The sequence below is a fragment of the Amycolatopsis sp. SB7-3 genome (assembly GCF_041021335.1).
GTDB classification, from domain to species: domain Bacteria; phylum Actinomycetota; class Actinomycetes; order Mycobacteriales; family Pseudonocardiaceae; genus Amycolatopsis; species Amycolatopsis japonica.
In genome coordinates this window covers 58,252-83,444 of the sequence record NZ_JBFPJQ010000010.1, presented here as the reverse complement: position 1 = coordinate 83,444, position 25,193 = coordinate 58,252, and the positions used below count along the sequence as shown (strand labels likewise).

25 protein-coding genes are annotated in these 25,193 nt (G+C 70.0%); 10 read left to right on the top strand and 15 right to left on the bottom strand.

Features of this window, described 5'->3' with window-relative positions:
- The first annotated feature begins 57 nt into the window (after positions 1-57).
- Positions 58-474 (top strand): neocarzinostatin apoprotein domain-containing protein, encoded by a 417-nt coding sequence (locus AB8M46_RS39120; RefSeq protein WP_394363428.1) that lies wholly within the window; start codon positions 58-60, stop codon positions 472-474.
- Here AB8M46_RS39120 and cpt read toward each other — a convergent pair.
- Complete coding sequence (cpt, locus tag AB8M46_RS39115) at positions 461-988, bottom strand: chloramphenicol phosphotransferase CPT (protein ID WP_394363427.1); 528 nt, start codon at positions 986-988, stop codon at positions 461-463. The genes AB8M46_RS39120 and cpt overlap by 14 nt on opposite strands.
- Before the next feature lie 176 nt (positions 989-1,164).
- Here cpt and AB8M46_RS39110 point away from each other — a divergent pair, with 176 nt between their 5' ends.
- The gene (locus AB8M46_RS39110; RefSeq protein WP_052120975.1) at positions 1,165-1,869 is read left to right on the top strand and encodes a trypsin-like serine protease; all 705 of its coding nucleotides are present in this window, start codon (positions 1,165-1,167) and stop codon (positions 1,867-1,869) included.
- A gap of 63 nt (positions 1,870-1,932) precedes the next feature.
- Here AB8M46_RS39110 and AB8M46_RS39105 read toward each other — a convergent pair whose 3' ends face one another.
- A complete protein-coding gene (locus tag AB8M46_RS39105; RefSeq protein WP_394363445.1) occupies positions 1,933-2,877 on the bottom strand; it encodes a hypothetical protein in 945 nt (314 codons plus the stop codon).
- A 230-nt stretch (positions 2,878-3,107) separates the two neighbouring features.
- On the opposite strand from AB8M46_RS39105, the gene AB8M46_RS39100 reads away from it, so the two are divergent.
- The 6 genes from AB8M46_RS39100 (at position 3,108) to AB8M46_RS39075 (ending at position 7,352) form a co-directional block, all read left to right on the top strand.
- The gene (locus AB8M46_RS39100) at positions 3,108-3,449 is read left to right on the top strand and encodes a WXG100 family type VII secretion target (protein WP_076153289.1); all 342 of its coding nucleotides are present in this window, start codon (positions 3,108-3,110) and stop codon (positions 3,447-3,449) included.
- A gap of 21 nt (positions 3,450-3,470) precedes the next feature.
- Positions 3,471-3,773: a hypothetical protein gene (locus AB8M46_RS39095; protein WP_005155348.1), complete on the top strand. Its 303-nt coding sequence runs from the start codon at positions 3,471-3,473 to the stop codon at positions 3,771-3,773.
- Positions 3,774-3,882: 109 nt separating this feature from the next.
- A complete protein-coding gene (locus tag AB8M46_RS39090) occupies positions 3,883-4,287 on the top strand; it encodes a hypothetical protein (RefSeq protein WP_037344789.1) in 405 nt (134 codons plus the stop codon).
- On the top strand, positions 4,284-5,588 hold the full coding sequence (locus tag AB8M46_RS39085) for a WXG100 family type VII secretion target (RefSeq protein ID WP_394363426.1): 1,305 nt from the start codon (positions 4,284-4,286) through the stop codon (positions 5,586-5,588). The genes AB8M46_RS39090 and AB8M46_RS39085 overlap by 4 nt, the downstream gene beginning before the upstream one ends.
- A gap of 29 nt (positions 5,589-5,617) precedes the next feature.
- Positions 5,618-6,964, top strand: a complete 1,347-nt coding sequence (locus AB8M46_RS39080) for an alpha/beta hydrolase (protein ID WP_394363444.1) — start codon at positions 5,618-5,620, stop codon at positions 6,962-6,964.
- Positions 6,965-6,974: 10 nt separating this feature from the next.
- The gene (locus AB8M46_RS39075) at positions 6,975-7,352 is read left to right on the top strand and encodes a hypothetical protein (protein WP_037344784.1); all 378 of its coding nucleotides are present in this window, start codon (positions 6,975-6,977) and stop codon (positions 7,350-7,352) included.
- A 64-nt stretch (positions 7,353-7,416) separates the two neighbouring features.
- Here the strand turns inward: AB8M46_RS39075 and AB8M46_RS39070 are convergent, their stop codons facing one another.
- The 4 genes from AB8M46_RS39070 to nadA are packed head-to-tail and all read right to left on the bottom strand — an operon-like array spanning position 7,417 to position 12,182.
- Positions 7,417-8,586: a S8 family serine peptidase gene (locus tag AB8M46_RS39070; protein WP_394363425.1), complete on the bottom strand. Its 1,170-nt coding sequence runs from the start codon at positions 8,584-8,586 to the stop codon at positions 7,417-7,419.
- A 46-nt stretch (positions 8,587-8,632) separates the two neighbouring features.
- Positions 8,633-9,523: a carboxylating nicotinate-nucleotide diphosphorylase gene (gene nadC / locus AB8M46_RS39065; protein WP_378429046.1), complete on the bottom strand. Its 891-nt coding sequence runs from the start codon at positions 9,521-9,523 to the stop codon at positions 8,633-8,635.
- Complete coding sequence (locus tag AB8M46_RS39060; protein WP_394363424.1) at positions 9,520-11,175, bottom strand: L-aspartate oxidase; 1,656 nt, start codon at positions 11,173-11,175, stop codon at positions 9,520-9,522. The genes nadC and AB8M46_RS39060 overlap by 4 nt, the downstream gene beginning before the upstream one ends.
- Positions 11,172-12,182 carry a quinolinate synthase NadA gene (gene nadA, locus AB8M46_RS39055; RefSeq protein ID WP_063277377.1) on the bottom strand — a complete coding sequence of 337 codons (1,011 nt, stop codon included), beginning with the start codon at positions 12,180-12,182 and terminating at the stop codon, positions 11,172-11,174. The genes AB8M46_RS39060 and nadA overlap by 4 nt, the downstream gene beginning before the upstream one ends.
- 115 nt (positions 12,183-12,297) lie before the next feature.
- Here nadA and AB8M46_RS39050 point away from each other — a divergent pair, with 115 nt between their 5' ends.
- Positions 12,298-12,933: an NUDIX domain-containing protein gene (locus AB8M46_RS39050; protein ID WP_016336019.1), complete on the top strand. Its 636-nt coding sequence runs from the start codon at positions 12,298-12,300 to the stop codon at positions 12,931-12,933.
- Between the two features lie 40 nt (positions 12,934-12,973).
- Positions 12,974-13,690 carry an LON peptidase substrate-binding domain-containing protein gene (locus AB8M46_RS39045; protein WP_016336020.1) on the top strand — a complete coding sequence of 239 codons (717 nt, stop codon included), beginning with the start codon at positions 12,974-12,976 and terminating at the stop codon, positions 13,688-13,690.
- A 93-nt stretch (positions 13,691-13,783) separates the two neighbouring features.
- Here the strand turns inward: AB8M46_RS39045 and AB8M46_RS39040 are convergent, their stop codons facing one another.
- From AB8M46_RS39040 to AB8M46_RS39000, 9 genes are all read right to left on the bottom strand, one after another.
- Positions 13,784-14,842: a M48 family metallopeptidase gene (locus tag AB8M46_RS39040; RefSeq protein WP_037344775.1), complete on the bottom strand. Its 1,059-nt coding sequence runs from the start codon at positions 14,840-14,842 to the stop codon at positions 13,784-13,786.
- Between the two features lie 48 nt (positions 14,843-14,890).
- On the bottom strand, positions 14,891-15,496 hold the full coding sequence (locus AB8M46_RS39035; RefSeq protein ID WP_394363423.1) for a DUF2567 domain-containing protein: 606 nt from the start codon (positions 15,494-15,496) through the stop codon (positions 14,891-14,893).
- A 150-nt stretch (positions 15,497-15,646) separates the two neighbouring features.
- Positions 15,647-15,850: a hypothetical protein gene (locus AB8M46_RS39030; protein ID WP_081809725.1), complete on the bottom strand. Its 204-nt coding sequence runs from the start codon at positions 15,848-15,850 to the stop codon at positions 15,647-15,649.
- Complete coding sequence (gene bioB, locus AB8M46_RS39025; protein WP_394363422.1) at positions 15,837-16,853, bottom strand: biotin synthase BioB; 1,017 nt, start codon at positions 16,851-16,853, stop codon at positions 15,837-15,839. Before bioB ends, AB8M46_RS39030 begins: the two co-directional genes overlap by 14 nt.
- 84 nt (positions 16,854-16,937) lie before the next feature.
- Complete coding sequence (bioD, locus tag AB8M46_RS39020; protein ID WP_394363443.1) at positions 16,938-17,654, bottom strand: dethiobiotin synthase; 717 nt, start codon at positions 17,652-17,654, stop codon at positions 16,938-16,940.
- Between the two features lie 55 nt (positions 17,655-17,709).
- Entirely contained in the window at positions 17,710-19,908 is a 2,199-nt protein-coding gene (locus AB8M46_RS39015) for a bifunctional SulP family inorganic anion transporter/carbonic anhydrase (protein ID WP_152611084.1), read from the bottom strand.
- A 284-nt stretch (positions 19,909-20,192) separates the two neighbouring features.
- Entirely contained in the window at positions 20,193-22,445 is a 2,253-nt protein-coding gene (locus AB8M46_RS39010) for a bifunctional SulP family inorganic anion transporter/carbonic anhydrase (protein WP_037344769.1), read from the bottom strand.
- A gap of 239 nt (positions 22,446-22,684) precedes the next feature.
- Positions 22,685-23,965, bottom strand: coding sequence for an adenosylmethionine--8-amino-7-oxononanoate transaminase (locus tag AB8M46_RS39005; RefSeq protein ID WP_394363421.1), 1,281 nt, complete (start codon positions 23,963-23,965; stop codon positions 22,685-22,687).
- A 25-nt stretch (positions 23,966-23,990) separates the two neighbouring features.
- Positions 23,991-25,190, bottom strand: coding sequence for a cytochrome P450 (locus tag AB8M46_RS39000; RefSeq protein WP_378426761.1), 1,200 nt, complete (start codon positions 25,188-25,190; stop codon positions 23,991-23,993).
- Positions 25,191-25,193: the final 3 nt, after the last annotated feature.

Here is a 25,193-nt window from a genome sequence, read left to right as displayed (position 1 = left end):
ACGCCTCTCGCATAACGACGGCAGGCTGGGAAAGCGAATCGGACACGAGGGGGAATTGTGAAACTTTCGAGGCGCGCGGCCACCAGCGCGTTCACCAGCACTGTCACCGCCGCGATCGCCGTCGTCGGCCTGTCCGGCACGGCGGCGGCCCAGACGCGAGGCTGGACGATGTCCGTGTCACCGTCGACGAATCTCGCCGCCGAACAGACCGTGACCGTCACGGCCGGCGGTCTCGACGCCAACCGCCAGATCCTGCTGCTCGAATGCCCCACCGAGGACGGCAGCTGTTACGTCATCGGATATCCGACGGCGGACGCCAACGGCGTCATCTCGACCACCGCCACGGTCTACCGGCATATGTCGTTCGACGACCGCGCTTACGATTGCAAGACCTTGAGCGGGGGTTGCTCGGTCGTCGGCAGCGATTTCTCCACGGGCGGCGAATTGGTCAAGGTGCAGCTCACCTTCCGATAGCGGAGGCGATCTCCCTGGCACAGGCCAGAGCCTCGTTCGCTCCGGTGTCCACCTCGACGTCGTAGACCACGCCCCGGTGCACGATCTCGGCCTGTGCCTCCGCCATTCCCGCGACCCGGTCCCCGCGAGCCATCTCCCGCCCGGCGGCCACGGCACCGTCACACCGGACGCCGACCCAGAGCACTTCGAGCCCGTCCAACGCGTCGCGCCACCGCTGCTGCGATGCGGCGCCACCCAGGAAAACGTCGTCGATGACAACCTTGGCCCCCGCCCGCACCATCGCCGCGACACCGGCCATCCAGGCGTCTTCGAGCCGCCGGAACCCGGATCCGACGCTCACCCCGCCGTCCTCGGCGAAGTCGATCCCCTCGTCGACCGCGGCGGGCATGGCGCTGATCAAGGTGTCCACGCCGAGGGTGAGCCAGGGGTCCGGCAGTACCGCTTGCAGACAGCGGGCGATCCCCGACTTGCCGGAACTGGAGCCGCCGTTCAGCACGATCACCCTGGTCGTCACTCCGACAGCCTAAAGACGAACACTTTTCCAGCAAAACGGATACAACGGACGCACCAATACATTCGTCACGGCGGTTACCGACTTCGGTAGGTTACTAAAACCCTTACCGCGACCTAACTTGGTGAAACCGTTTCGACTCGAAACGGTTTCCCCGACGCAGGCCGAAGGGCGTATTCATGCGTATGTCCAAGATCGTCGCAACGGTGGCGGGCGCCGCCGCGGCGCTGACCCTTGCCGCCACCCCCGCCGCGAACGCGGGCCAGGACATCATCGGCGGCGGCACCGTGAGTTCCGCGCCGTGGGGCGCCCAGATCTACTGGGACGACGCCACCGCGTTCGGCGGTTTCAACTGCTCCGGAACGATCATCGCGCCGCAGTGGGTCCTCACCGCGAAGCACTGCCTCAACAAGCCCGGCATGCACGTCAAGGTCGGCAACGTCAACCTGAACCAGGGCACCGAGGCCGACGTCGACCAGCAGAAGGCCGCCCCGAGTGGCGACATCGCCCTGCTGCATCTCACGACCGCGGTAAGCACGACCTACATGAAGCTCGGCACCGCGAACCCGGCCAACGGCACCACGAACCAGATCTACGGCTGGGGCCGCACCCAGGGCAACAACCCACCTTCGAGCGTCCTGAAGACGGCCAACGTCCGCATCACCGGCACCAGCAGCGACGCGTACGGCGGCCAGGCCATCGCCAGCGTCGGCATCAACGGTTCCGCTTGGCACGGCGACTCGGGCGGCCCGCAGCTCGCGAACGGCGTCCAGGTCGGCGTCTGCTCGACCGGCAGCAACTCCGGCACGAACCCGCAGGGCACCCAGAACTACGCCAGTGTCGCGGCGAGCCGCAGCTGGATCCGCACCACCGCGGGAGTCTGAGACGACCGACTGGGGGCCGTTCGCGTGCGAACGGCCCCCAGTCCAAAGTAGACACACTGAGCGTCAGACCAGTTGGTGCATCTGCCGAAGCGAAAGCGCCGAACCCGCCGCCACGACGGCGATGATCCCGGTGCCGGCGACCAGCGTCCAGAAGTCCGGGTGCACGATGGATTGTCCTCGCTGAGCCTGCCAAGTGAGCAGCACGAGCAATCCCGCGAAGCCCGCCGAAGCGGTCCGCACCAGGTTCCGCCGGACGAATTCCGATTCGAGCACCGGATACCGCCCGGCGAGTTTGAGCAGCCCGAAAGCGACCAGCGGCAGCACCTGGATCGCGTGGATGCCGAAGAAGTGCGGGATCCGCATGTCCCCGCCGACCGTGCTCCACCCCAGCACCGGCAGCCCCGGCCCGCCGTCGGGCACACCGACCGCGTGGGCACCGACGATCGACGGCCGTTCGCCGGCGCGGAACTGGGCCATTTGCTGTTCGTTCGGCCCGAACATCAGCAGCGCGATCCCGATTCCGGCGACCGACAACGCGGCACCCGCGCGCAACGCGGAATTCATCGCCCGGTCGGGAAGACGTTGGAACAACAGGAGAATCGCGATGGCCGCCGTCGCCGCCCAGCCGGTGAAGGCGCCGTTCGCGACCATGTTGTTGATCCACTGGTCGACCGGGGTCTCCCGGTTGAAGTGCAGCGTCCGCCCGCGGACGGCGATCTGCCAGAACAGCAGCGCCATGTCCATGCCGAGGCCGACCGCGAACACCGTCCCGAGCCACCAGCCGAGCCGTTTGCCGCGGGTCAGCTGCCCGATCAGCCAGGCCAGGGTCACCGCGTAGAGCCCGACGGAAATCGTGAACTTGAGCGGTTTGAGCCAAAGGGGCGCGTTGACGAGGCTGCGATCGTCGAAAACCAGGCCCCCGAGCGCTATGACGCCGAGTACCGCCATCGCCGCCGTCAAGATCATCAACGGGCGGTGCGGTACTGCCCTGGATCCCTTGTCCACCATGGATTCGAGGGTGCCGCGAAGCTCCGATCCGGACACTGGAGTACTCCCCCTGATCGAGGGTGGGGAAAGCCCTACCGCCGACCTGTGGGTAATAGTGCCGTCACCGCGACCGGCAGTTGTGCCGTTTGACCGCACTCCCCTCTTTTCTAGCGTGTCCTTCACAAGAGCAGACAGGGCGTCCCCTGGTGCTCACCGGGATTTCCAGCGAGATGAGAGGAGGTGGCCCATCAATGACCGGTACGGGATATCAGGCAGACGCAGCTGCGATGGCGCGCGCCGTCCAGGGGTTCGAGGAAACCGCGTCGAACGCCAAGACCACGATGGCCAGCCTGGAGAGCGAGCTGACCCAGACCCTGCACAACTACAAGGGTGACCAGGCCGTCGCGTTCTGGGACCTGCAGCGCCGCCTGCAGGAGAAGATGACCATCGCCGTGAACGAGCTCAACACGATGTCGCGCCTCGTTCACGAGAGCAACCGGAACTACAACTCGGGTGACGAGCAGGTCCGGGAAAGCCTCACCGGCGTCAGCGGAGTCGTCGACCAGACCGTGATCCACCGGCTGAACCCCTGATCCGCGAGAGGACCACCAATCATGGCTGACGTCGTCGAAATCAACTTCGCCGCGCTGCAGCACAGCTCGGCCTCGCTGGCCGCCAAGGCCAAGGCGCTCACCTCACAGCTCGAACAGCTGCACACCAACCTGCAGCCGATCACCCAGACCTGGTACGCCTCCGGCAGCTCCGCCGGTGAGGCCGCCCGTGCGTCTGAAACCCGCCTGCGCCAGGCCACCGCGGACATCGTGGCGATCATCGCGCAGTTCGGTGGCAAGGTCGGCGACGCCCACGATCTCCAGCACAGCCTGGAGAACCGCAACCAGGGCCTGTTCGCCGGCTGATCCCCAACCGTCGGCCGGCCGGTGCTTTCACCCCCCTCGGCACCGGCCGGCCGGCTTTGCGCGTAGTCGTCCCTTGTTGGCATGGCCGATTTCGAGAGAGCCGGGATCAATGCAAGACCAGTCGTACTACGTCCATCTGGAATCACTGAAGGACTTCGTGCGGGAACTGGAGACCCAGATCCACGCGATGTCCAAGCCGAACGACTTCCTGCTGACCTTGAGCGAACAGCCGCTGCTGTTCGGCGAGTTCGGGGAGGCGGGTTCACTCAACAAGGCGCACCAGGCCGCCGTCGCCGAGATGCAGGGCCTGCTGGATCAGGTCAAGGGCGCGATCACGTTCGCGCAGGACGTCACGACGACCGTCGCCGACGGTTACGCGGCGGCCGACGATTCGGTGGCGGGCGACATGCACCACTCGAGCCAGCAGACCGGGCTGCTCGATCCGCTGCTCAACGTCCTCGGGGGCGTGCTGGGCGGTAACAGCGGCTCGAACGGCGGGGGGAACAAGGGATGACCGACACCGCGCACACGAACTTCGCCGCGTATTCGCACCAGCAGCTCTACGCGATGCTGCAGGCGGGCGACCCCAACACGGCCCGCCACGCGGCCCACAAATGGCAGTCCACCGGCTCCGGGCTGTTCGAGCAGGCCGAGAACCTGACCGGCGAGCTGAAGGACTTCTCCACCAGCTGGACCGGCGGAGCGGCCGACAAGTACCACACGATGATCACCGACCTCGTCGGCGGAATCCGCAAGGTCGCCCAGACCGCGAACGCGATGAACCACCTCCTCGAGGACGCGGCGGACGCGCTGGTGAAGGCCAAGAAGGAGATGCCGCCGCCGGTCGCGGTGCCGGACGTCTCCCCCGCCGATCTCGCGCTGGCCGTCAATCCGCCGCTCCTGCCGCCGGATTCGTCGCAGGCGACGATCATCAACGCCGCCCAGCAGCGTCAGCAGGCCATCGCGAACGTCGAAGCGCAGCAGCAGGCGGCGAGCGCGGCCAGCGCGGCGCACAGCAAGGCGATCGTCGTGATGACGCAGCTCGCGGGTGAGTACTCCACCGCCGAGGAGTCGATTCCGGCCTCGCCGAACGCCGTCACCCCGCCGCCGGTCACCGGTGGCGGCACGGCCCCCGGCGGTTCGGTCGGCAACAACATCGGCGGGACGCCGGGTGTCGGCGTCGTTCCCGGCGACAACACGCATCCGCTGCCCTCGGACGGCTCCACGCCGCCCACCACCGGGCAGCCCGGCCAGCCGCCCAAGTCGAACCCGTTGTTCGGCGACATGTTCACCGCCGGTCTCGCCGCGGCTTCGGCCGCCGCGTTCGGCCGGTTCGGCTCGATCATGCCGCGGGTGCCCGCGTGGGCGAACGGCAAGAACGACAAGGACAAGAACGGCGAGCCCGCGGGCGGCGGTGCCGGTGCGGCCGGCGCGACCGCGGGTGGCGCCGGCGGCGGTATCCCGATCGGCGGTGGCGGCGCGCCGTCGCTGGACGGTGACGCGATCGGCGCCGGTGGCGGTGGCGGGTTCTCCGGCCCCGGTGAGGCCCCGGCCGCGTTCTCCGGTCTGGCGGGCGACGGCGGCTCGGGCAGCGCGATGAGCGGGCTCGCCGGCGGAGCGGCCGGTGCCGCGGGCGCGGCGGCGGCCAAGGGCGCGATGCCGATGATGCCCATGATGCCGATGGGCATGGGCGCGGGCGGCGACATGGGTTCCGGACGACGGATCCCGCCGTGGCTCGTGGAGACCGAGAACGTCTGGGGCCAGTCGTCCCCGGTCGCTCCCGCCGTGCTCGGCGAAGAACCCGAACAGTACTGATTTTCCCGACCAGGAGAGGCGGCTCGGTGATGGCATCCAGTGCGGGCGGTTACCGAGTCGCCCCCGCCAGGCTCGAAGCGGCGGCGGCCGAACTCGAACAGCGCGCCGGCGTGCTCAAGACCGCGCAGACCGCGCTGGCGGGTGAGAACGTCCCCGCGACCGCGTTCGGCCAGGTTTCGGCTTCCAGCGCGGCTTCGGCCACGTACACCAAGACGATCAAAGACGTCTCGGGCAAACTCGACGGCCAGATCATCAAGGCGACGGTCATCCACCAGGGACTGACGGCCGCGGGCGGCGGCTACCGGCGCGCCGACGTCCAGGTCGCCGCCTCGTACCGGTCGCTGATGCCGGAGAACCCGTTGCCCAAGGCCGGGAATCCGGCAGGCGTCGGCGGCGCGGCCGACACCGGCTCGTGGGCCACCGCGATCGCCGAGAACCGCACGAAGGTCACCGACGCGCTGACCGCCGAACGCGAGCGGCTCGCGAATCTCCTCGCACAGGGTGGGAAAGCCGACGACATCGCGAGCGCGCGCACGCGGATCGCGCTGTACGAGGACATCCTCGCCAACGACCGGCAGATCCTGAGGTTCGACCCGTCCGGTAACGGGCGCATCGTCGAACTGGTCGGCCGCATCGAGCCGGGCACCCGCAACGTCGGGTTGTTCGTCCCCGGCGTCAACACCTCGTTCGACAACTTCCAGAGCTACGCCGACCTCGGCAAGAGCCTGGTCGCCGCGGACGCCACCGGCCGGACCGCGATGGTGGTCTGGGCCGACGGGGTCTTCCCCCAGAACGTCGTCACCGAAGGCCCGGCCGCGCACTACGCGCAGACGATGGCGCCCGATCTCAAGGCGTTCGGCGACGAACTGCGCGGCCAGATCGACAGCCACGCCGGACCCGGTGTGGTGGTCACCGCCGTCGGGCACAGTTACGGCGGCGCGACCGTCGGGCTCGCCGAGCAGCTCGGGCTCAAGGCCGATCAGGTGCTGCACGTCGAGTCCGCGGGTATGGGGCACGGGATCTGGAGCCCGAGCGACCTCCCGGCCAGCCAGGCCGGTGTACAGCGGTACTCCATGACGGCCCCCTTCGACCCGATCGTGATCGCGCAGGGCAACGCCGGCCTCATCGAATGGCTCGGCGCCGGGCACGGAGCGGACCCCGACCGCTTCCCCGGCGTCGTCGAACTGGAAACCGGCCGCGACGCGAACGGCGACCTGCAGTGGGGGTTCGATTCCCACAGCGGTGTGCTGAAACCCGGTTCCGATTCGTGGAACAACATCTACGGTGTGATCACGGGCGGCGCGGTCACGCACGAAGGCTTCACCGGCGGCTCGCTGCGCGAGATGGTCATCGAAGGCGTCGGACGAGGCTTGTGAGGGACTGTTCATGATCACGAAGCACACCGAGCTCGACCCGCTGGCCGAGGACCTCACCGCGGTCATCGACGGTGTCGCGGGCACCTTCGGCACCAGCGCGGAGCGCACCGTGGAAGGCGAGCTGGACTGCGACCCCACCCAGCCGGGCCGGTCGCTCTGCTGGCAGTACGGCCTCCGCGTGGACGACGCGACCGACGCGATCCGCAAACTCGTCGACGACGTCCTGCCCATGCTGGAGAGCCAGGGCTGGCGGTGGCGCGACCGCAGCAACCCGCGTGAGCTGATCGCGCAGTTCAGCCGCGACGGCGCCGACTTCAACGTGCACGTCTCCCGTGTCGGCGACGGCGTGGCCATCGTGGGCTCGACCGCCTGCGTATCCGTCCCCTAAAACCCCAGGGGGTCGCGAAAGACCTCGTGAGCGGTGGCGGTGTCCCCCAGTACACCGCTGCCGCTCACGAGGCGCGGAATCGCGAAGGTTTCCAGCCCCGGCGCTTGCCCCGCCGGACCGCGGCCACCACGACGCCCGCCGCGATGGCGAGGGCCACCCCGGCGATGGCGAGCACACCCGAAACCTTGTCCGCACTGGTGGGTGCCGGAGCCGCCGCGGGGACCACGAAGGTGTCCGGACCGACGCTCGGCGGTCCTCCCGGGCCGGGCGTACCGGCCGGGATCGAGGCGGAAACGGCGGCGTAGGCGTCGATCGCGCCCCAGCCCCGGCGAGGATCGTGTCCACCGCTCGGACCGCGGTGCGCGGTCAGCGTCAGCCGCGCGACGACCTGCTCCGGCGACAGCTCGGGGTGGTACGCGCGCACGAGCGCGGCGACCCCGGCGACATGCGCGGCGGCCAGGCTCGGATCGCTCACCGGCCACCGGTGCGCCACCGTCCCGCCCGCGCCGGCGGACGTGCTGACCAGTTCGGCGCCGGGCGCGGAAATCCCCACGTACGAACCGGATTCCGTCTGCACGGCCTCCCCCGCCTGGTTCGTCGAACCCACGGCGAGAACCCCCGGTGTGGCCGTCGGGTACGACGTCTGGCCCTGCTGGGTCCCCGCGGCGGGCGAGACGATCAGCGCGCCCTTCTCCTTGGCGCGCGAGACGGCGCCGGTCAGCGCGGGACTATCGGAAGCGGCCGGGACGGCGATGAGGATGATCCCTGCGCCGCGGTTCAGCGCCGTTTCAATGGCGCCCGCGAGCTGCCCGGGGTCGCCGCCGCCGTTCACCTGGGTGTAGCGGATCGGCAGGATCTTGGCACCGGGCGCGATCCCGGTGAACGTCGTGGACGGATCCGGTTGCGCGCCGACGATCCCGGCGGCGATCGTGCCCCGGCCGTCGCAGTCTTCGGCCTCGGTGCCCTGCCCGCCGAGCAGCTGCCCCGGCGCGAACTGGCCGTTGCCGCCGTCGACGCCGGTGCCGATCACCGCGACCAGCTGGCCGGTGCCGCGGGACAGCGGCCAGAGCCGCACGGGATCGATCAGCCGCTGGCCCCACGGAACGGCCGCGGTGTAGGTGCCCGTCGGGTTGGCGCACTGCTCGGCGACCGCCGTCGACGGGACGGGGGTGCCGAGCAGTGCCATGAAACCGACGCATCCCGCGACGGCACTTTTACCGGCAAAGCCCACCATTCCTCCAGAATCCCCTTGTCACACAAGGGAATTCTAGTGCCGGAGGTCAGCGCAGGTCCATCCCGAGGTCGAGTGCGGGTGAGGAATGCGTGAGCGCCCCGACGGCGAGGAAGTCCACACCGGACTCCGCGTACGCCCGCGCGACGTCGAGCCGCAGACCGCCCGAGGATTCCAGGCGGGTCTTCGGGGAAACCTCGTCACGCCGGTCGACCGCCTTCGCGCATTCGTCGGGCGTGAAGTTGTCCAGCAGCACCTCGTCGGCGCCCGCGGTGAGCGCCTCCTCCAGCTGGGCCAGGTCGTCGACCTCGACCTCGCAGTGCAGTTCGGGCGCGTGCTCGCGCGCGGCGGCGAGCGCGGCGGTCACCGAACCGGCGGCGACCACGTGATTGTCCTTGATCAGCACCGCGTCGCCGAGCCCGAGCCGGTGGTTCACCCCGCCGCCCGCGCGGACGGCGTACTTCTCCAGCAACCGCAGCCCGGGCAGCGTCTTGCGGGAATCCCTGACCCGGCAACCGGTTCCCTCCACCGCGGCCACCCAGGCGGCGGTCGCGGTGGCGATACCGGACAGGTGGCACAGCAGGTTCAGCGCGGTGCGTTCGGCGGTGAGCAGGCCCCGCACCGGACCGCGCACGACCAGCGCGGGCTCACCGGCGGTCAGCCGATCGCCGTCGTCACGGGCGGCCAGGATCTCCAGGCTCGAACCGAGCACGACGTCGAACACCGCCAGCGCCACCGGGATCCCGGCGACCACCCCGGCCGTCCTCGGCGTGAGTTCGGCCAGCGCACGCGCGGATTCGGGCACGGTGGCGTTCGTCGTCGCGTCGGGCCCGTACCGCAGATCCTCGGCCAGCGCCGTCGTGACGACGCGCCGCACGTCGGCGACGTCGAGGCCGTGATCGGCCAGCGCCTTGACCACCCACGGGGAGAATTCGCTCATGCCACACCCTCCAAAGCGATCGGATCGGCCAGCACCGGCTGCCCCGACGGGCTGAGCCGGATGAGCTGACCGCGCTGCCAGCTGTCGTCGTCGCGTTCGGGGAAATCGGTCCGTACGTGGCAGCCGCGGGACTCCGTCCTGCGCGCGGCCGCCGCGACCAAGGCCTCCGCCACCAGGGTGAGCGCCGCGTCCTCAACGGTCTTTGGCGTCCACAAAGGACTCTCGATCACCGAAAGATCCAGCACCGAGCCGACGACCGACAGCCCTTCGGCGTCGCGGCCGATGGCGGCGTACCGGCTCATCGCCCGCTGCAGCGCGTCCCGATCGGCCACCGGGGCCTTCACCGGAGGCAGGAGCACACCGCGGCGCGGGTCACCCAGCAGGCCGGCGGCGAGGTCGATGGCGACCGCTTCCGCCACCCGCTGCCCGACCACCAGACCTTCGAGCAAACTGTTGGAGGCCAAGCGGTTCGCGCCGTGCAGCCCCGTCCTCGCGACCTCGCCCGCGGCGTAGAGACCGCGAACACCAGACCGTCCGTCCACAGTGGTCACCACGCCGCCGCACGCGAAATGCGCCGCGGGCGTGACCGGGATCGGCTCCTTCGCCGGGTCCAGCCCGATCGCCGCGCACGCCGCGTGCACGGTCGGGAACCTTTTGGCGAAGCCGGAAATCCCGGTGGCGTCGAGGAAGACGTGGTCGTCGACGCCGCCGGGCGCCTGCACCATGCGGCGTGTGATGGCCGCGGAAACGACATCCCGGGGCGCGAGATCCCCGAGCGGGTGGACCCCGCGCATCACCGAGGCACCCGTCGCGTCGTGCAGGGTCGCGCCCTCGCCGCGTACCGCCTCGGTGACCAGCGGGAGCCGGCCACGCGCGCCGGGCGTGAACAGGACCGTCGGGTGGAACTGGACGAACTCGACGTCCGCGACCTGCGCGCCCGCGCGCAACGCCAGCGCCAGCCCGTCCCCCGTGGCGAGCTCCGGATTCGACGTCGCCTGGTAAAGCTGCCCCAGTCCGCCGCTGGCCAGCAGCACCGCGGACGCCCGGACGACGCCGGGCACGCCGTTGTGGTCCAGGACGGTCACCCCGACGACCTCGCCCGCGGGCGTGCGGATCGCGTCGACGGCGATGTGGTGCTCCAGCACCGGGATCCGCCGTCCTCCGGCCGTCGCGACCAGTGTCCGTTCGACCTCCGCGCCGGTCGCGTCGCCACCCGCGTGGATGACGCGGAACGCGCTGTGCCCGCCTTCCCGTGTGCGGGCCAGTTCGGGCCGCCCTTCGGCCGCGGGGTCGAAGCGCGCCCCCTCGGCCCGCAGCCGGGCCACCGCGGCCGGGCCGCCGGCGATGATCGACCGGACGGCGTCCTCGTCACAGAGCCCGGCACCAGCGGTGAGCGTGTCCTCGGCGTGCTTGCCGACCGAGTCGCCTCGCTCGTGCTCGCCCTCCAGCACGACCGCGATGCCGCCCTGCGCCCAGCGGGTGTTGCCGTCGGAGACCGTCGCCTTGGTGACCACCAGGACGTGCAGGCCAAGCTCGTGCGCGCGCAGCGCGGCGGTGAGCCCGGCCACCCCGCTGCCGATCACCACGAGATCGGCGGCGGCCTCCCAGACCGGGTGGGTTTTCGCCTGGAGAGCGGTAACCGGGTCGCTCATTCTCCGCCGCCAGGCTGCCCGATCTCGATCATGCGCTGCACGGAAGCGCGGGCACGGGCGGCGGTTTCGGCGTCGACGTGGACCTCGTCGGCACCCTCACGCAGCGACCGCAGCAGGGCGGCCGGCGTGATCATCTTCATGTACCGGCAGGACGCCCGGTCGTTCACCGCACGGAAGTCGATCTCCGGCGCGGCCTTGCGCAGCTGGTGGATCATCCCGATCTCGGTGGCCACGAGGACCGACTTCGCCTTGGTGTCACGGGCGGCGTGGACCATGTCGCCGGTCGAGAGGATCTTGACCCGCTCGGGGGCGACGGCGCCTTCGCCCGCCAGGTACAGCGCCGAGGTCGCGCAGCCGCATTCCGGGTGGATGAACAGATCGGCGTCCGGGTTCTCCGAAGCCCGCTCGGCGAGCTCGGCGCCGTTGATCCCGGCGTGCACGTGGCACTCCCCGGCCCAGATGTGCATGTTCTCGCGGCCGGTCACGCGTTTGACGTGCGCGCCGAGGAACTGGTCCGGCAGGAAGAGAACCTCCTGGTCAGCGGGGATGGAGGCGACCACGTCGACGGCGTTCGACGACGTGCAGCAGATGTCGGTCTCCGCCTTGACCTCGGCCGTGGTGTTCACGTAGGAGACGACGACCGCGCCGGGGTGCTCGGCCTTCCAGGCGCGCAGTTCGGCGCCGGTGATCGAGTCCGCCAGCGAGCAGCCCGCCCGCGCGTCCGGGATCAGGACCGTCTTCTCCGGCGCCAGGATCTTCGCCGTCTCGGCCATGAAGTGCACGCCGCAGAAGACGATGGTCGACGCGTCACTGCTCGCCGCGATACGACTGAGCGCGAGGGAGTCACCGGTGAAATCGGCGATGTCCTGGATCTCGGGGACCTGGTAGTTGTGCGCGAGCAGGACGGCGTCGCGTTTGCGCGCGAGGCTGCGCACCTCCTCCGCCCAAGCCGCGTCGGCGACCACGCCACCGTACGGAGTCAAGTCGTTCTGCAGGGTGCTCGTCATCGTTCTGGCCCTCCTGGACCTGTCTCCGGTTTTCGCCTTATAATCGAAAACCGTGCGAAGTCATCTTAACACCCAGACCCCCCTCGCCCACGAGGTTTTGGGAGCGGTCCTTCAAGTGCGCTCGGACACACTCCGGGTCCTGCTGTGGCGGCGCGCGCTCGATCCGCACCTCGGTCGCTGGTCCCTTCCCGGCGGCAGGCTTCGCCCGGATGAAGACGTCGAGGCGTCCATCCGGCGGCAGCTCGCGGAGAAGGTCGACGTACGCCAGCTGAAGCATGTGGAGCAATTGGCGGTCTTCAGCGCGCCGGACCGGGTGCCGGGCCCCCGCGTCGTCGCGACGGCGTTCCTCGGCCTCGTACCGTCCGATGTGGACCCCGAGATCCCCGAAGACACCGAGTGGCACGACGTTTCCGAGCTCCCCCGGACGGCGTTCGACCACGAGTCCATCGTCCTGCGCGCGCGGGACCGGCTCCGCTCGAAGCTCTGCTACACGAACCTCGGCTTCGCACTCGCCCCGGAAGAGTTCACCGTTTCGGCGTTGCGGAGGCTGTACTCGGCTGCGCTGGGTTACCGCGTGTCCGCGACGAACCTGCAGCGTGTGCTGTCCCGGCGCGGGCTGCTCCTGCCCACCGGCCACACCGCTCCGCCCGGACGCAGCGGCGGCCGTCCGGCGGCGCTGTTCTCCTTCGCGGGCAAGGGGATGCAGATCACCGACCCGTTCGCGGTGTTCCGTCCGCCCACCGGGAAGTGACCGCCCTGCGAACTCCTCCCGGTCCCCGTACCTTGAACGGGTGACCGAGCCGAGCGAGGAGTCCACCGGGAAGGCGATCTTGCCGCTGTTCCCGCTACAGACCGTGCTTCTGCCCGGAACACACCTCCCGTTGCACATCTTCGAACCGCGGTACCGGCAGCTGATGGCCGACCTCGTCGCCGAAGTCGTCCCGGACCGCGAGTTCGGGGTCGTCGCACTGCGTTCGGCGATGATCAGGGAGGTCAGCGGGCCCGAACACGTCCACGAGTTCGGCTGCAGCACGGTGTTGCGCGAGGCGAAACGGCTGCCGGACGGCAGATTCGACGTCGTCACCACCGCGCGGCGCCGGTTCCGGCTGCTGGAGATCGACCGCGTTTCCGCGCCGTACCTGATCGGCTCGGTCGAATGGGTACCCGACGACCGCATCGCCACGGTGCACGGCGACACCGTGACCAGGCTCGCCGACGTCGCGAAGGCCGCGCACCGGCGCTACTGCGAGTCCGCCTGGAACGACGAAGACTGGACCACCCCGCCCGAGGACGGCGACATCGCGGCGCTCGCCTACCGGCTCACCGCCGACTGCCTGCTCCCGCTGGAGGACCGGCAGCGCCTGCTGGAGGAGACGAACCCGCTGCGGCGGCTGCGGATCGCGTGCCGCCTGCTGACGAGGGAGGCCGGGTTCCTGAGCACGCTGGGCGCGGTGCCGATGCCGCCGGGGGAACTCGGCGAGTTCACGCGCCCGTCGAACCTGAACTGAGCCGTCGCGGGTCGCCGCCCGCTCCCATGTCATGAAAGGGCCGTTCAGGACAAGAAACGTCCTGAACGGCCCTTTCATGACATCCGCGAAGCGCTACTTGCCCGACTCCGAAGAAGACCCCTCGTCCGACCCGTTGCCGGTGCCGAACTTGCTCCACACCTTGCCCGCCGCCCCGGACACCGCCTCGCCGACGTCGCTGAACACCTTCGTCAGCGGGTCGGTCGAGCTGTTCCAGGAGTCCTTGTACGACTTCGCGGCCGACTTCAGGTCGTCGGTCCAGGTGGACGAAGGCGCGTCCTCGTCACGGCGCGGGTACTCGCCGGCCAGGATCCCCCGGTACTCCTCGGACGCGGCCCACTTCTGCAACTGGGCGGCACGCACGACGGCCAGCGGATGCGACATCGTCTCGACGTAACGCAGCTTCAGATAGCTGTCGCGGATGTCGTCGACCGACTCGTACTCCGACGCCTGCTGCAGGAACGCCGGGATGTCGATCTTCGACGGGTCGATCCCGCCCGCGACCAGGATCTGCGAGCGCAGCGCCGCCGTCGGATCCTGCGAGCACAGCAGTCCGGCGCGATCGCAGGACAGTTCGGCCTTGCGGTACCACTCGCGCAGCGCCGCGATGACGACGCGGATGCCGATCGCGCTCACCGGCGTCCACGACATCGACATCTGCAGGCCGATCAGCCGGATCATGATCGTGCGGTACACCGCGTGCCCGGACAGCACGTGCCCCATCTCGTGCCCGATCACGAACCGCAGCGACGCGAGGTCCATCGCCTCGACGGCCGCGGTGTTGAGCACGATGAACGGCTCGTCCATGCCGATCGTCTGTGCGTTGACCTCGGGACTGCGGGCGACGAACAGGTTCGGCACGCGGTCGAGGTCGAGTGTTTCGGCGCATTCGTGGCGCAGCCTGTCCAGCTCCGGATACTGCTTCGGGCCGACCCGGATCGCGGACGCGAGCGCCATGAGCCGCTCACCGCGTTCGGCGTAGAAACCGGAAACCGCCTTCACGACCTGCGCGAACCCCGGAACGGCGCGCAGGGTGGCCAGTGCGCCGCGATCGACGGGGTGTTCGTACGCGCGCGGGCTGATACCCGGGAAGCGGACGGCGTTGTGCCGGGAAACCTCGATGTCGTCGGTCAAGAGAAAGCCCCCTAGAGATGTGTCCTGGCCCACCCTAGAGGAAATCCGTCAGCCGAGGCGGCGGCCCAGGTCTTCCCGTCCGTTCCACGCGGTCAGCAGCGTGTACGCCAGCGTCGTCATCAACGGCGCGGCGAGCATGATCCACGGGGATTCGATCTGCGGTGCCTTCGCGATGACGTCGCCGACGGCGGGCGCCGCGCCGATCTCGTAGCGGCCGTTGGCGAACGAGACGCCCATCGTGGTCCCCAGCCAGCCCGCGAGGGTCGCGCCGCCGGTCGCGGCGATCAACACGACCGGCCCGCGGCGTTCCCGCAGCAGCCAGGTCACGACGCCGATCAGCAGCCCGGCGCCGAGCGCGAGGAAACCGTAGACGGCGAGGTCGTCGAAGCGGTGCCAGCTTTCCAGCTCCAGCGGGGCGAGACCGCCGTGGTCGTTGATCACCCGCATCCGCTGGGGCGGCGCGAGCCGCGACCACAGCCAGGCCAGCGGGAAGCCGAGCAGCCCCGCCGTGGACAGGACGCTGACCGCCGGCAGCAGATCCGCCTTGACGACGACCTTGGGGAACGGGCGGCGTGGCCTCGGCAGTACCGGCACCGACCAGGGGTCGGGCACGCTGGAAGACAGGTGCGCCGGTTTACCCGTCGTCTCGCCCAACCCCGGACTCCTCCCTCGAGCTGCTTGTGCAGAGCGTAACCAATGACGCCCCCTGCGCACGCGACCCGGCACACATCGCCCCGCGTTTCGTCCTCTGAACGCGATGCTTGCGCGTGCAACTACCGCATCCAGAGGACTAAATGCGGGAAGTCAGCCGGCGAGTTCACCGTGACGGCTGCACCGGGCCGTCCACCCGACCGGGGTGATCTGGACGACCATCCGCCGCGCGCAGTACGTGCAGTACCGCGGCGGCTCGAGTGCCGTTCTGGGGTTGTGGCAGGCCGGATGTTCCGCGCCACCGTCGGACGTCTGTCCACAGTGGACGCAGTACGCCGCTGGGTCAGAGGACGTCACTGATCGCCTTCACCGGCATCTTCAGCTCTTCGAGCATCGCCAGGTCCGCGGTGGCCGGGCGGCCGAGGTTGGTCAGGTAGTTGCCGACGATGATCGCGTTGATGCCGCCGAGCATGCCCTGCTTGGTGCCCAGATCGCCGAAGGTCAGCTCACGGCCGCCGGAGAAGCGGAGCAGCGGGCGGGGCATCGCCAGCCGGAACGCGGCCACGGTGCGCAGCGCGTCCTTGCCTTCGACGACCTCGTAGTCCTCGTACGGCGTGCCCGGCTGCGGGATGAGGAAGTTCATCGTGCACTCGTCCGGGTTCAGCTCGGCCAGCTGCGCGGCGAACTCGGCGCGCTGCTCGACGCTCTCCCCCATGCCGATGATGCCGCCGCAGCAGACCTCCATGCCCGCCTCTCGGATCATGCGCAGGGTCTCCCAGCGCTCTTCCCACGTGTGCGTGGTGACGACGTTCGCGAAATGCGAGCGCGCGGTCTCCAGGTTGTGGTTGTAGCGGTGCACGCCCATCTCGACGAGTTCGTCGACCTGCTCCTGGGTGAGCATGCCGAGCGAACAGGCGATCTGGATGTCGTTGCCGTCCTCGCGGATGGCCTTGATCCCCTCGCGGACCTGCGAGAGCAGCCGCTTGTCGGGGCCGCGGACCGCGGCGACGATGCAGAACTCGGTCGCGCCGGTCTCGGCGGTCTGGCGGGCGGCCTTGACCAGGCCGGGGATGTCCAGCCACGCCGACCGCACCGGCGTCGGGAACCGGCCGGACTGCGAGCAGAAGTGGCAGTCCTCCGGGCAGCCGCCGGTTTTGAGGCTGATGATGCCCTCGACCTCGACCTCGGGGCCGCACCAGCGCATCCGGACCTCGTGGGCCAGCGCCAGCAGGTCGGTCAGGTGCTCGTCGTCGAGCCGCAGGACTTCGAGGATCTGCTCCTCGCCGAGCCCGACGCCGCGCTCGAGGACCTGGTCACGCGCCACGGCGAGGATGTCGACGGTCTCCGGGGCAGTGGTCACGAGGCGGCTCCTGTTCGGGGTGGGGCGGTGAAGCGAAGGCACATCATCGTGCATGACCGGGCGGCTCGGCCACAGCGACGCAGGTCACTTCTGCGCCGACGCGCGGCCGACGAAGCATTCCGGGTCGAACTCCCCGCCGAACCACGGCGAGAGCCCCGCCTTGGCCCGCTCGGCGAACTCCTCGGGTCCGGCCGTGCCCAGCCCGGCGGGCAGCACGCCCAGCAGCGGGGCCCCGGCGGCGACCGGCAGGTCACGCAGATTCGACACCGCCGCCAGATCCGGCTCGTCCGGCCAGGATCCGATGATCACCCCGGCCACGGTCAGCCCGCGTTTGGTGGCGACCTCGGCGGTCAGGGCGGTCGCGTTGAGCGTCCCCAGCCCGGCCTCGGCGACGATGATGACCAGCGCGCCCAGCGACCACGCGACGTCGGCCAGGGTGGCTCCGTCGGCGTCGAACCGGACCAGCAGCCCGCCCGCGCCCTCGATGAGGGTCAGGTCGTGGTCGCCATCGAGGTCGCTCGCCGCGGCGGCGATCTCGCTCGGGGCAAGCGTCGGCAGTCCCGAAAGCCTGGCCGCCGCCTCCGGCGACAGCGGATCCGGGTACCTCCGCAGCTCGCGGGTGGTGACCGGGCCGGCGAGGCGGAGGACGTCGGAGAGGTCGCCCGGCTCGTCCGGGCCCACTCCGGTCTGCGCGGGTTTCAGCACGGCGACACGCTGGCCCTGACCGGCGGCCAGAGCGGCGATGGCGGCGGTGGAGATCGTCTTGCCGACACCCGTACCGGTGCCGGTCATGACCAGCATGCTCACGTGCGTTGAACTTAGTGGGTCCGGATCGAGTCCCGCTGAACGGCTTCCGTTAGCCCCCGGATGTGGTGACGGCCCCGACCGGGGTGAACGACGGGCTCCCCTCGTCCGACAGGTAGACCTGCGCCGCCCCGACGTCGAAGTACATCCCGGTCAGGTGCAGCTCGCCGCGTGCCTCCGCCTCGGCGATCAGCGGATAGTGCCGCAGGTGCTCCAGCTGCTGCAGCACGTTCTTGAGCGCCAGCCGGTCGACCTCGGTGTCCGGGCGTTCGCCGTCGAGGGTCACCGTGGCGTCGCGGTGCGCGCTCGGCTCGGCGTGCCGGAGCCAGGAGGCCAGCATCGGCGCGCCGTCCGGGGCTCCGGTGGCCAGCGCCTGCATCGCGCCACAGCCGGAATGACCGCAGACCACGATCTCGCGCACCTTCAGCACGCCGACGGCGAACTCGACGGTGGCGCCCATCGACGGATCGGCCCGGCGGGCGGGCACCAGGTTCCCGATGTTGCGCACGGTGAACAGGTCGCCGGGACCGCTCGTGGTGATCATGTTCGGCACGATCCGCGCGTCCCCGCAGGTGATGAACAGGGTGTGCGGCGACTGGCCGCCCGCCAGTTTGCTGAGCGCCGGCTGCATGAGCGCGGCCGTGCGCCGCTGGAACTCGGTCGCCCCGCGCAGGGTGGGCCCGCCGCGCTGGCCGGGCAGTTCGACGTCCTTGGCCTGCCAGTCGGACCACGGCGCGAGGAACCGCGGCACCGACCGCGCCGCCGCTGTCCGGGTCAGCGTGGGGTCGCCGGACTTGCCCTTGGCGAACCACGGATGCCCGACCTCGTCGACGATCACCGTGCCGCCGGCGCGTTCATGGCCCTGCTGCCAGTTCGACAGGCTCTCGAAGGCGGCGTGGTCGAGGTAGTCGACGACCAGTTCCAGGGTCACCTTCGCGCCGTCGGGCACGGTCGCGAGCACACGGCTGAGCCTCGGCACGGAAAGGAACGTCAGGACGCCCTCGACGACGACGCGCCATTCGCCGCCGTCGCGCTCGGCGTGGATCCCGGACCACACCGTGCGCCGCAGCATCAGCAGCACCGAAAGCGCGATGCCGAGTAGGACGCCGGTGAGCAGGTCGAAGACGACGACACCGGCGAGCGTCACCAGGTACAGCCCCAGGTCGCCGTGTTTGAGGACCTGCTTCATGTGGCCGGGGTTCACCAGTTTCGCGCCGACGTGGACGAGCAGACCGGCCAGCGCGGCCAGCGGGATGTTCTGGATGAGCCCGGCGAACGCGGCGACGAACACCAGGATCCAGACGCCGTGCAGGATCGCGGACGCCCGGGTGCGGGCGCCGGCGGCGACGTTGGTCGAACTGCGGACGATCACCCCGGTGACCGGGAGGCCGCCGAGCGCGCCGGAAGTCATGTTCGCGGCGCCCTGGCCGATCAGTTCGCGGTCGAGGTTCGACCGCGGCCCCGTGTGCATCTTGTCGACGGCGACGGCCGACAGCAGGCTTTCCACGCTCGCGATCAGGGCGATGGTGACCACCGCGACGGCGAACGCGCCCCAGCCGGTGTCCGGGAATTCGGGCGCGAAGCGGATATTGAGCAGGTCACCCGGCAGGTTGACGCGCGGCAACGTCATCGCGGTGGCGACGGAAAGCACGGTCACCAGCGCGATCGCGGCGAGCGGGCCGGGCACCTTGCGGACGGCCTTGGGCAGCCGCGGCCACACGAGCAGGATGCCGATGGTGAGCACGCCGATCAGCGCGGCGGTGTCGTGGTGGCCGACGATCTGCGCTGGCAGTTGCGCGATGTTCTCGAGCGCCGAGCTCTGCGCCGATCCGCCCAGCACGACATGGAGCTGGCCGAGGACGATCGTGACGCCGATCCCGGCCAGCATGCCGTGGACGATGGCGGGCGAGATGGCGAGCGCCGCGCGGGCGATGCGGCTCAGCCCCAGCAGGATCTGCAGCGCGCCCGCGGCGACGGTGATCGCGCAGGTGGTCGCCCAGCCGAAGGTCGCGATGGTCTCGGCCATGATCACCGTCAGGCCGGCGGCCGGGCCGCTGACCTGAAGCGCGGAGCCGCCGAGGGCTCCGGCGACCACACCTCCCACCACGGCGGCGATCAGCCCCGCGACGATCGGCGCCCCTGACGCGAGAGCGATCCCGAGGGAAAGCGGGACGGCGACGAGGAACACCACCAACGAGGCGGGCAGGTCGTGACGAAGCACGGCGAGGGGCTTTTTCGTGGACACCAGCATGATCACCAGGAAACTGGTGAATTGTCCGATATGCACCACCTGATCGAGTGAATATCACCCTACGGACGGGTGGCGTGGCCCACTTTCGCCCCGATTCGTTGCCCAGAGATGTCTCCGGCGTTGCGAAAAGCCTTGCCTGGTCCCGAATCCTGGGAAATATCGGTTGGGCGCCCGGTCAACCCATACCCCGATCTCGCGTGATCGAAGCCGAATCTCGCGTGATTGAAGGCGTAACTCGCGCGATCACGCGAGTTACGCCTCTGATCACGCGTGATCGCCCTGCCTCAGGACTTCACCGGGGCCGCCGCCGACGTGAACGACCGCAGCGCTTCGTCGAGCAGGTACACGTTCGCCTTCCCGACGTCGAAGTACATCCCCGTCAGCCGCAGTTCCCCCCTCGCCAGCGCGGCGTCGACCACCGGATACGAGCGCAGGTTTTCCAGCTGCTGCACCACGTTGTGCAGCGCGAGCCGATCGCCTTCGTGCGCCGGTCGTTCGCCGTCGAGCAGCACCGGCCCTTCGCTTTCCCTGCGCCGCATGGTCGCCTCGCCGTGGCGGAGCCAGCCGCCGAGGTGCGCGAGGCCGTCGGGCGCGTCCCCGAGCAACGCCTTCATCGCGCCACAGCCGGAATGCCCGCACACCACCACTTCCCGCACCCGCAGCAGCCCGACGGCGTACTCGATCGCCGCCCCCACCGAGAAATCCGCTTCCGCGCGCGGGACGAGATTCCCGATGTTCCGCACGGTGAACAGATCGCCCGGCCCGCTCGTGGTGATCAGGTTCGGCACGATCCGCGCGTCGCCACAGGTGATGAAGAGCGTATGCGGCTGCTGTCCGTTCGCGAGCCCGTCCCAGGTGCTCCGCAGCAACGGCGCCGTCCGCCGCTGGAACTCCGAAGTGCCGCGGCACAACGGGACACTGCCGCCGCGCTGGCTCGGCAGTTCGAGATGTTCGGCCTGCCATTGCGACCACGGCGCCAGCCAGCGCGGCACCACCCGGGACGCGACGCCGCGGCGCACGGTCGGCACGCCCGCCTTGCCGCGTTCGAACCACGGATGCCCGATCTCGTCGACGATCACCGTTCCCCCGGCGCGTTCGTACGCGCGCTGCCAGCCGCGCAGGCAGTCGAATGCGGCGTGGTCGAGGTAGTCGACGAACAGCTCCAGCGTCACCTCCGCCCGCTCGGGGACTTCGGCCAGGACGGTCGTGAGCCTTGGCACGGAAAGGAAAGTGAGCGCGCCCTCGATGACGACGCGGGTGCGCGAGCCGTCCCGTTCGACGTGGATCCCGGAGAACAACATCCGGCGCAGCATCAAGGCGAGCGCCACCGCGATCCCCGCGGCGACGCCGGTCAGCAGGTTGACGGCGACCGCGCCGAGCAGGGTCGCGAGATAGACCGGCAGGTCGCCGTGGCGGCGGACCTCGCGGAGATTGGTGAGGTTGACCAGTTTCGCGCCGACGTGGACGAGGAGACCGGCGAGCGCCGCGAGCGGGATCAACCGCAGCGCGCCCGCCAGGAACAGGCAGCAGCCGAGGATCCAGACGCTGTGCAGGATCGCCGACATCCGGGTGCGGGCGCCCGCTTCGAAGTTGGTCATGGTGCGCACGACGACGCCGGTGACCGGGAAGCCGCCGAGCGAACCGGCGGCGACGTTCGCGAGGCCCTGGCCGACCAGTTCGCGGTTGAGGTCGGTGCGCGGCCCGTCGCGGAGTTTGTCGATGGCGACGGCGGACAGCAGGCTCTCCAGGCTGGCGATGAGCGCGATGGAGAGGACGGCGGCGATGATCGCCGCCACGGATCCGGACGGCGCCTGGGGGACGAAACCCAGCCCCGGCAGCCCGTTCGGGAGGTCGACGCGCGGCAGGTCCATCCCCGCCGCGACGGAAAGGCCGGTCGCCAGCGCGACGGCGGCCAGCGGGCCGGGGACGCGGCGCACCGAACGCGGCAGCCGGGTCCACGCCAGCAGGACACCGACGGTGACCACGCCGACCAGCGCGGCTTGGTCGTGGTGGCCGACGATCCGGCCTGGCAGCGCGAGGATGTTCTCGATCGTGGAACTGCGCGCCACACCGCCCAGCACCACGTGCAACTGGCCGAGGACGAGGATCAGGCCGATCCCGGCGAGCAGGCCGTGCACGATCGCGGGCGAGATCGCCAGCGTCGCCCGCGCGACGCGGGTGAGGCCGAAGAGGATCTGGACCACGCCCGCCGCGGCGGTCATCGCGCAGGTGGCGGCCCAGCCGAAGGAGGCGATGGTCTCCGCGATGACGATGGTCAGCGCGGCGGAGGGACCGCTGACCTGGAGGGCGGAGGCGCCGAAGAAGCTCGCGACGATCCCGCCGACGACGGCGGAGACGAGTCCGGCGAGCAAGGGGGCTCCGGCGGCGTGGGCGACGCCGAGCGAAAGCGGGACGGCCACGAGGAAGACGACGACCGAAGCCGGGACGTCGTGGCGAAGGTTCTTCAGGAGGGTCGATGCGGGGTTACGGCGGCCCGGAGGCCCGGTGTCGTGCTCGTCACCAACGATGTCGATCATGGGGGCAGGAAACCCGATCGGCGCGCAAAAGTCCGCTACGCAAAGGTTTCTCAGGTTTGCTTGTGCGCCCGCGAACTAGGGCATACCGCCTTTTCAGGGCAAAGCACCCGAGAAGGACCCCGATCGGACTCGCCCGTTCGCTTGACCAAGATCAACTCGCGACCACGCTCTGTACCGAGCGTGGCCTCTCCGGATTGCTGTGGCCGCTGTCACACTCTTTGGGCTGAACTTCGCCGTTTTTACGCTTTTTGTGCGGCCGAGACCATTGCGGAAGTGATCGCGACGAGGTCTTCCGCCTCGGAGATGTAGGGCGGCATCGTGTAGATCAGGTTGCGGAACGGGCGCAACCAGACCCCGTTCCCGGTGAGGACCTCCGTCGCCACCGCCATGTCCACGGGATGGTTCAGTTCGATCACGCCGATCGCGCCGAGCACCCGCACATCGGCGACCGCGGGCAGCTCGCGCGCCGGTTCGAGCCCGGCCTTCAGCGCGGCCTCGATCCGCGGCACGTCGGACTTCCAGCCGCCTTCGGCCAGGATCCCCAGCGAGGCGTTGGCGACGGCCGAGGACAGCGGATTCGCCATGAACGTCGGGCCGTGTGCCAGCACGGGCAGCTCACCGCGCGAGATCCCGTCGGCGATCTCCGGCGTGCACAGCGCCGCCGCCATCGTCAGGTACCCACCGGTCAGTGCCTTGCCGAGGCACAGGACGTCGGGCGTGACCCCGGCGTGCTCGGCGGCGAACATCCGGCCGGTGCGGCCGAAACCGGTGGCGATCTCGTCGAAGATCAGCAGGACGTCGTTCGCTTCGGTGATCTCGCGCAGCGCGCGCAGGTACGCGGGCGGGTGGAACCGCATTCCGCCGGCGCCCTGCACGACCGGCTCGACGATGATCGCGGCCAGTTCGCCCGCGTGCCGCCCGATCTCGATGGCGAGCAGATCGAGGTAGTCCTGATCCGGCTCGTCGGCGAAACCGCCGGGCGGTTTGGGCAGGAACAGCTGGTCCGGCAGGATCCCGCGCCACAGCGAGTGCATCCCGCCCTCGGGGTCGCAGACGCTCATCGGCGTGAAGGTGTCGCCGTGGTAGCCGCCGCGCCAGGTCATCAGGCGCCGCTTTTCCTTGCGCCCCACCGACTGCCAGTACTGCAGGCACATCTTGACGGCGACCTCGACCGACACCGAGCCCGAGTCGCACAGGAAGACGTGCCGCAACCCCTCCGGCGCGAGGTCGACCAGCGTCTTGGCCAGCCTGATGGCCGGTTCGTGGGTGAGCCCGCCGAACATCACGTGACTCATCCGGCCCGCCTGCTCCGCCAGCGCCGCGTCCAGCACCGGGTTCCGGTAGCCGTGGATCGCCGCCCACCAGGACGACATGCCGTCGACCAGTTCGCGGCCGTCGTCGAGGGTGAGCCGGACCCCGCTCGCCTCGCGGACCAGCAGGGAATCGATCGTGCTCGGCATCGGCCCGTACGGGTGCCAGACGTGTTCCGCGTCGAGCGCGAGGAGTTCGGCGGCGTCCATCCGGCGACCCTACGACACGCCCTCCTCAGCGCAGGCGCACAGGGAGGGTTTCCAGCCCGTGGACCAGGGTGCTTTCCCGCCACCGCAACGTTTCCGGCTCGGCGTCCAAGCCGAGGCCGGGGAACCGCTCCAGCAGCCCGCGCAAGGCGATCTCGGCCTCCAGACGGGCCAGCGGGGCGCCGACGCAGTGGTGGATGCCGTGCCCGAACGCGAGATGCCCCGCCGCCGAGCGGGTGACGTCCAGGCGGTGCGGTTCTTCGAAGCGTCCGGCGTCCCGGTTCGCGCCGAGCAGGGAGACGAGGACGAACTCACCCGCCGGGATCTCGACTTCGCCGACGGACACGGTTTCCTTGGTGAACCGGATGGTCGCCAGGTGGATCGCGCCGTCGTAGCGCAGGAACTCCTCGACCGCGCCGGGCAGCAGCGTGGGATCGGCGCGGAGGGCGGCCAGCTGTTCCGGCTCGCGAAGCAGCGCCAAGACACTGTTCGCGATCAAGTTGACCGTCGTCTCGAACCCGGCCACCAGCAGCAGGAACGCCATGGCCAGCAATTCGTCCGCGGCGAGCGAATCGCCTTCGTCGCTGGCGTGGATCAGGCCCGAAAGCAGGTCTTCGGCGGGCTCGGCGCGTTTCTCTTCGATGAGGTCGACGAGGTACGCGTGCATCTTCGCGGCCGCGGCCTGCAGTTCCTCCGGCGTCGACCAGGCGACCATCGTGTTCGACCAGGTCGCGAACGCCGGCTGGTCGCCCGCGTGGACGCCGAGCAGTTCGCAGATCACCCGGATCGGCAACGGGACGGCGAAAACGGGCAGCAGGTCGACGCGCTCGGCGTCGCCGATGCCGTCCAGCAGTTCCGCGGTGATCTGCTCGATCCTCGGCCGCAGCCGGGAAACCGTACGCGAGGTGAAGGCCTGGTTGACCAGTCTGCGCAACCGGGTGTGGTCCGGCGGATCCGAGTTGAGCATGTGCGCGCCGAGCGCGCGTACGGCGCTGTCGGCCGCGGAAACGAAGCCGTCACGTTCGAAGAGCCGCTGGATGGCCGCCGGATCCTTGCCCACGCGGGAATCCGCGAGGATCGCGCGGGCTTCGGCGTATCCGGTGACGATCCAGGCCTCGAGGCCGCGCGGCAGGCGGACCTTGCGGGCCGGGCCCTCTTCGCGCAGCAGCGCCGAAACCCGGTGTGGTTCCTGGACGAGATCCCACTCCAGGTTCTTCGGTTCCCCCATCGG

Excerpts from the sequence above, each read along its gene's own strand:
- bioD (WP_394363443.1), bottom strand. The coding sequence starts at position 17,654 with ATGCTGGTCATGACCGGCACCGGTACGGGTGTCGGCAAGACGATCTCC.
- AB8M46_RS39010 (WP_037344769.1), bottom strand. The coding sequence starts at position 22,445 with ATGATCGACATCGTTGGTGACGAGCACGACACCGGGCCTCCGGGCCGC.
- AB8M46_RS39105 (WP_394363445.1), bottom strand. The coding sequence starts at position 2,877 with ATGGTGGACAAGGGATCCAGGGCAGTACCGCACCGCCCGTTGATGATC.
- AB8M46_RS39000 (WP_378426761.1), bottom strand. The coding sequence starts at position 25,190 with ATGGGGGAACCGAAGAACCTGGAGTGGGATCTCGTCCAGGAACCACAC.
- AB8M46_RS39090 (WP_037344789.1), top strand. The coding sequence starts at position 3,883 with ATGCAAGACCAGTCGTACTACGTCCATCTGGAATCACTGAAGGACTTC.
- AB8M46_RS39075 (WP_037344784.1), top strand. The coding sequence starts at position 6,975 with ATGATCACGAAGCACACCGAGCTCGACCCGCTGGCCGAGGACCTCACC.
- AB8M46_RS39085 (WP_394363426.1), top strand. The coding sequence starts at position 4,284 with ATGACCGACACCGCGCACACGAACTTCGCCGCGTATTCGCACCAGCAG.
- AB8M46_RS39015 (WP_152611084.1), bottom strand. The coding sequence starts at position 19,908 with ATGCTGGTGTCCACGAAAAAGCCCCTCGCCGTGCTTCGTCACGACCTG.
- nadA (WP_063277377.1), bottom strand. The coding sequence starts at position 12,182 with ATGACGAGCACCCTGCAGAACGACTTGACTCCGTACGGTGGCGTGGTC.
- nadC (WP_378429046.1), bottom strand. The coding sequence starts at position 9,523 with ATGAGCGAATTCTCCCCGTGGGTGGTCAAGGCGCTGGCCGATCACGGC.
- AB8M46_RS39095 (WP_005155348.1), top strand. The coding sequence starts at position 3,471 with ATGGCTGACGTCGTCGAAATCAACTTCGCCGCGCTGCAGCACAGCTCG.
- AB8M46_RS39080 (WP_394363444.1), top strand. The coding sequence starts at position 5,618 with ATGGCATCCAGTGCGGGCGGTTACCGAGTCGCCCCCGCCAGGCTCGAA.
- AB8M46_RS39110 (WP_052120975.1), top strand. The coding sequence starts at position 1,165 with ATGCGTATGTCCAAGATCGTCGCAACGGTGGCGGGCGCCGCCGCGGCG.
- AB8M46_RS39005 (WP_394363421.1), bottom strand. The coding sequence starts at position 23,965 with ATGGACGCCGCCGAACTCCTCGCGCTCGACGCGGAACACGTCTGGCAC.
- AB8M46_RS39060 (WP_394363424.1), bottom strand. The coding sequence starts at position 11,175 with ATGAGCGACCCGGTTACCGCTCTCCAGGCGAAAACCCACCCGGTCTGG.
- AB8M46_RS39100 (WP_076153289.1), top strand. The coding sequence starts at position 3,108 with ATGACCGGTACGGGATATCAGGCAGACGCAGCTGCGATGGCGCGCGCC.
- AB8M46_RS39070 (WP_394363425.1), bottom strand. The coding sequence starts at position 8,586 with ATGGTGGGCTTTGCCGGTAAAAGTGCCGTCGCGGGATGCGTCGGTTTC.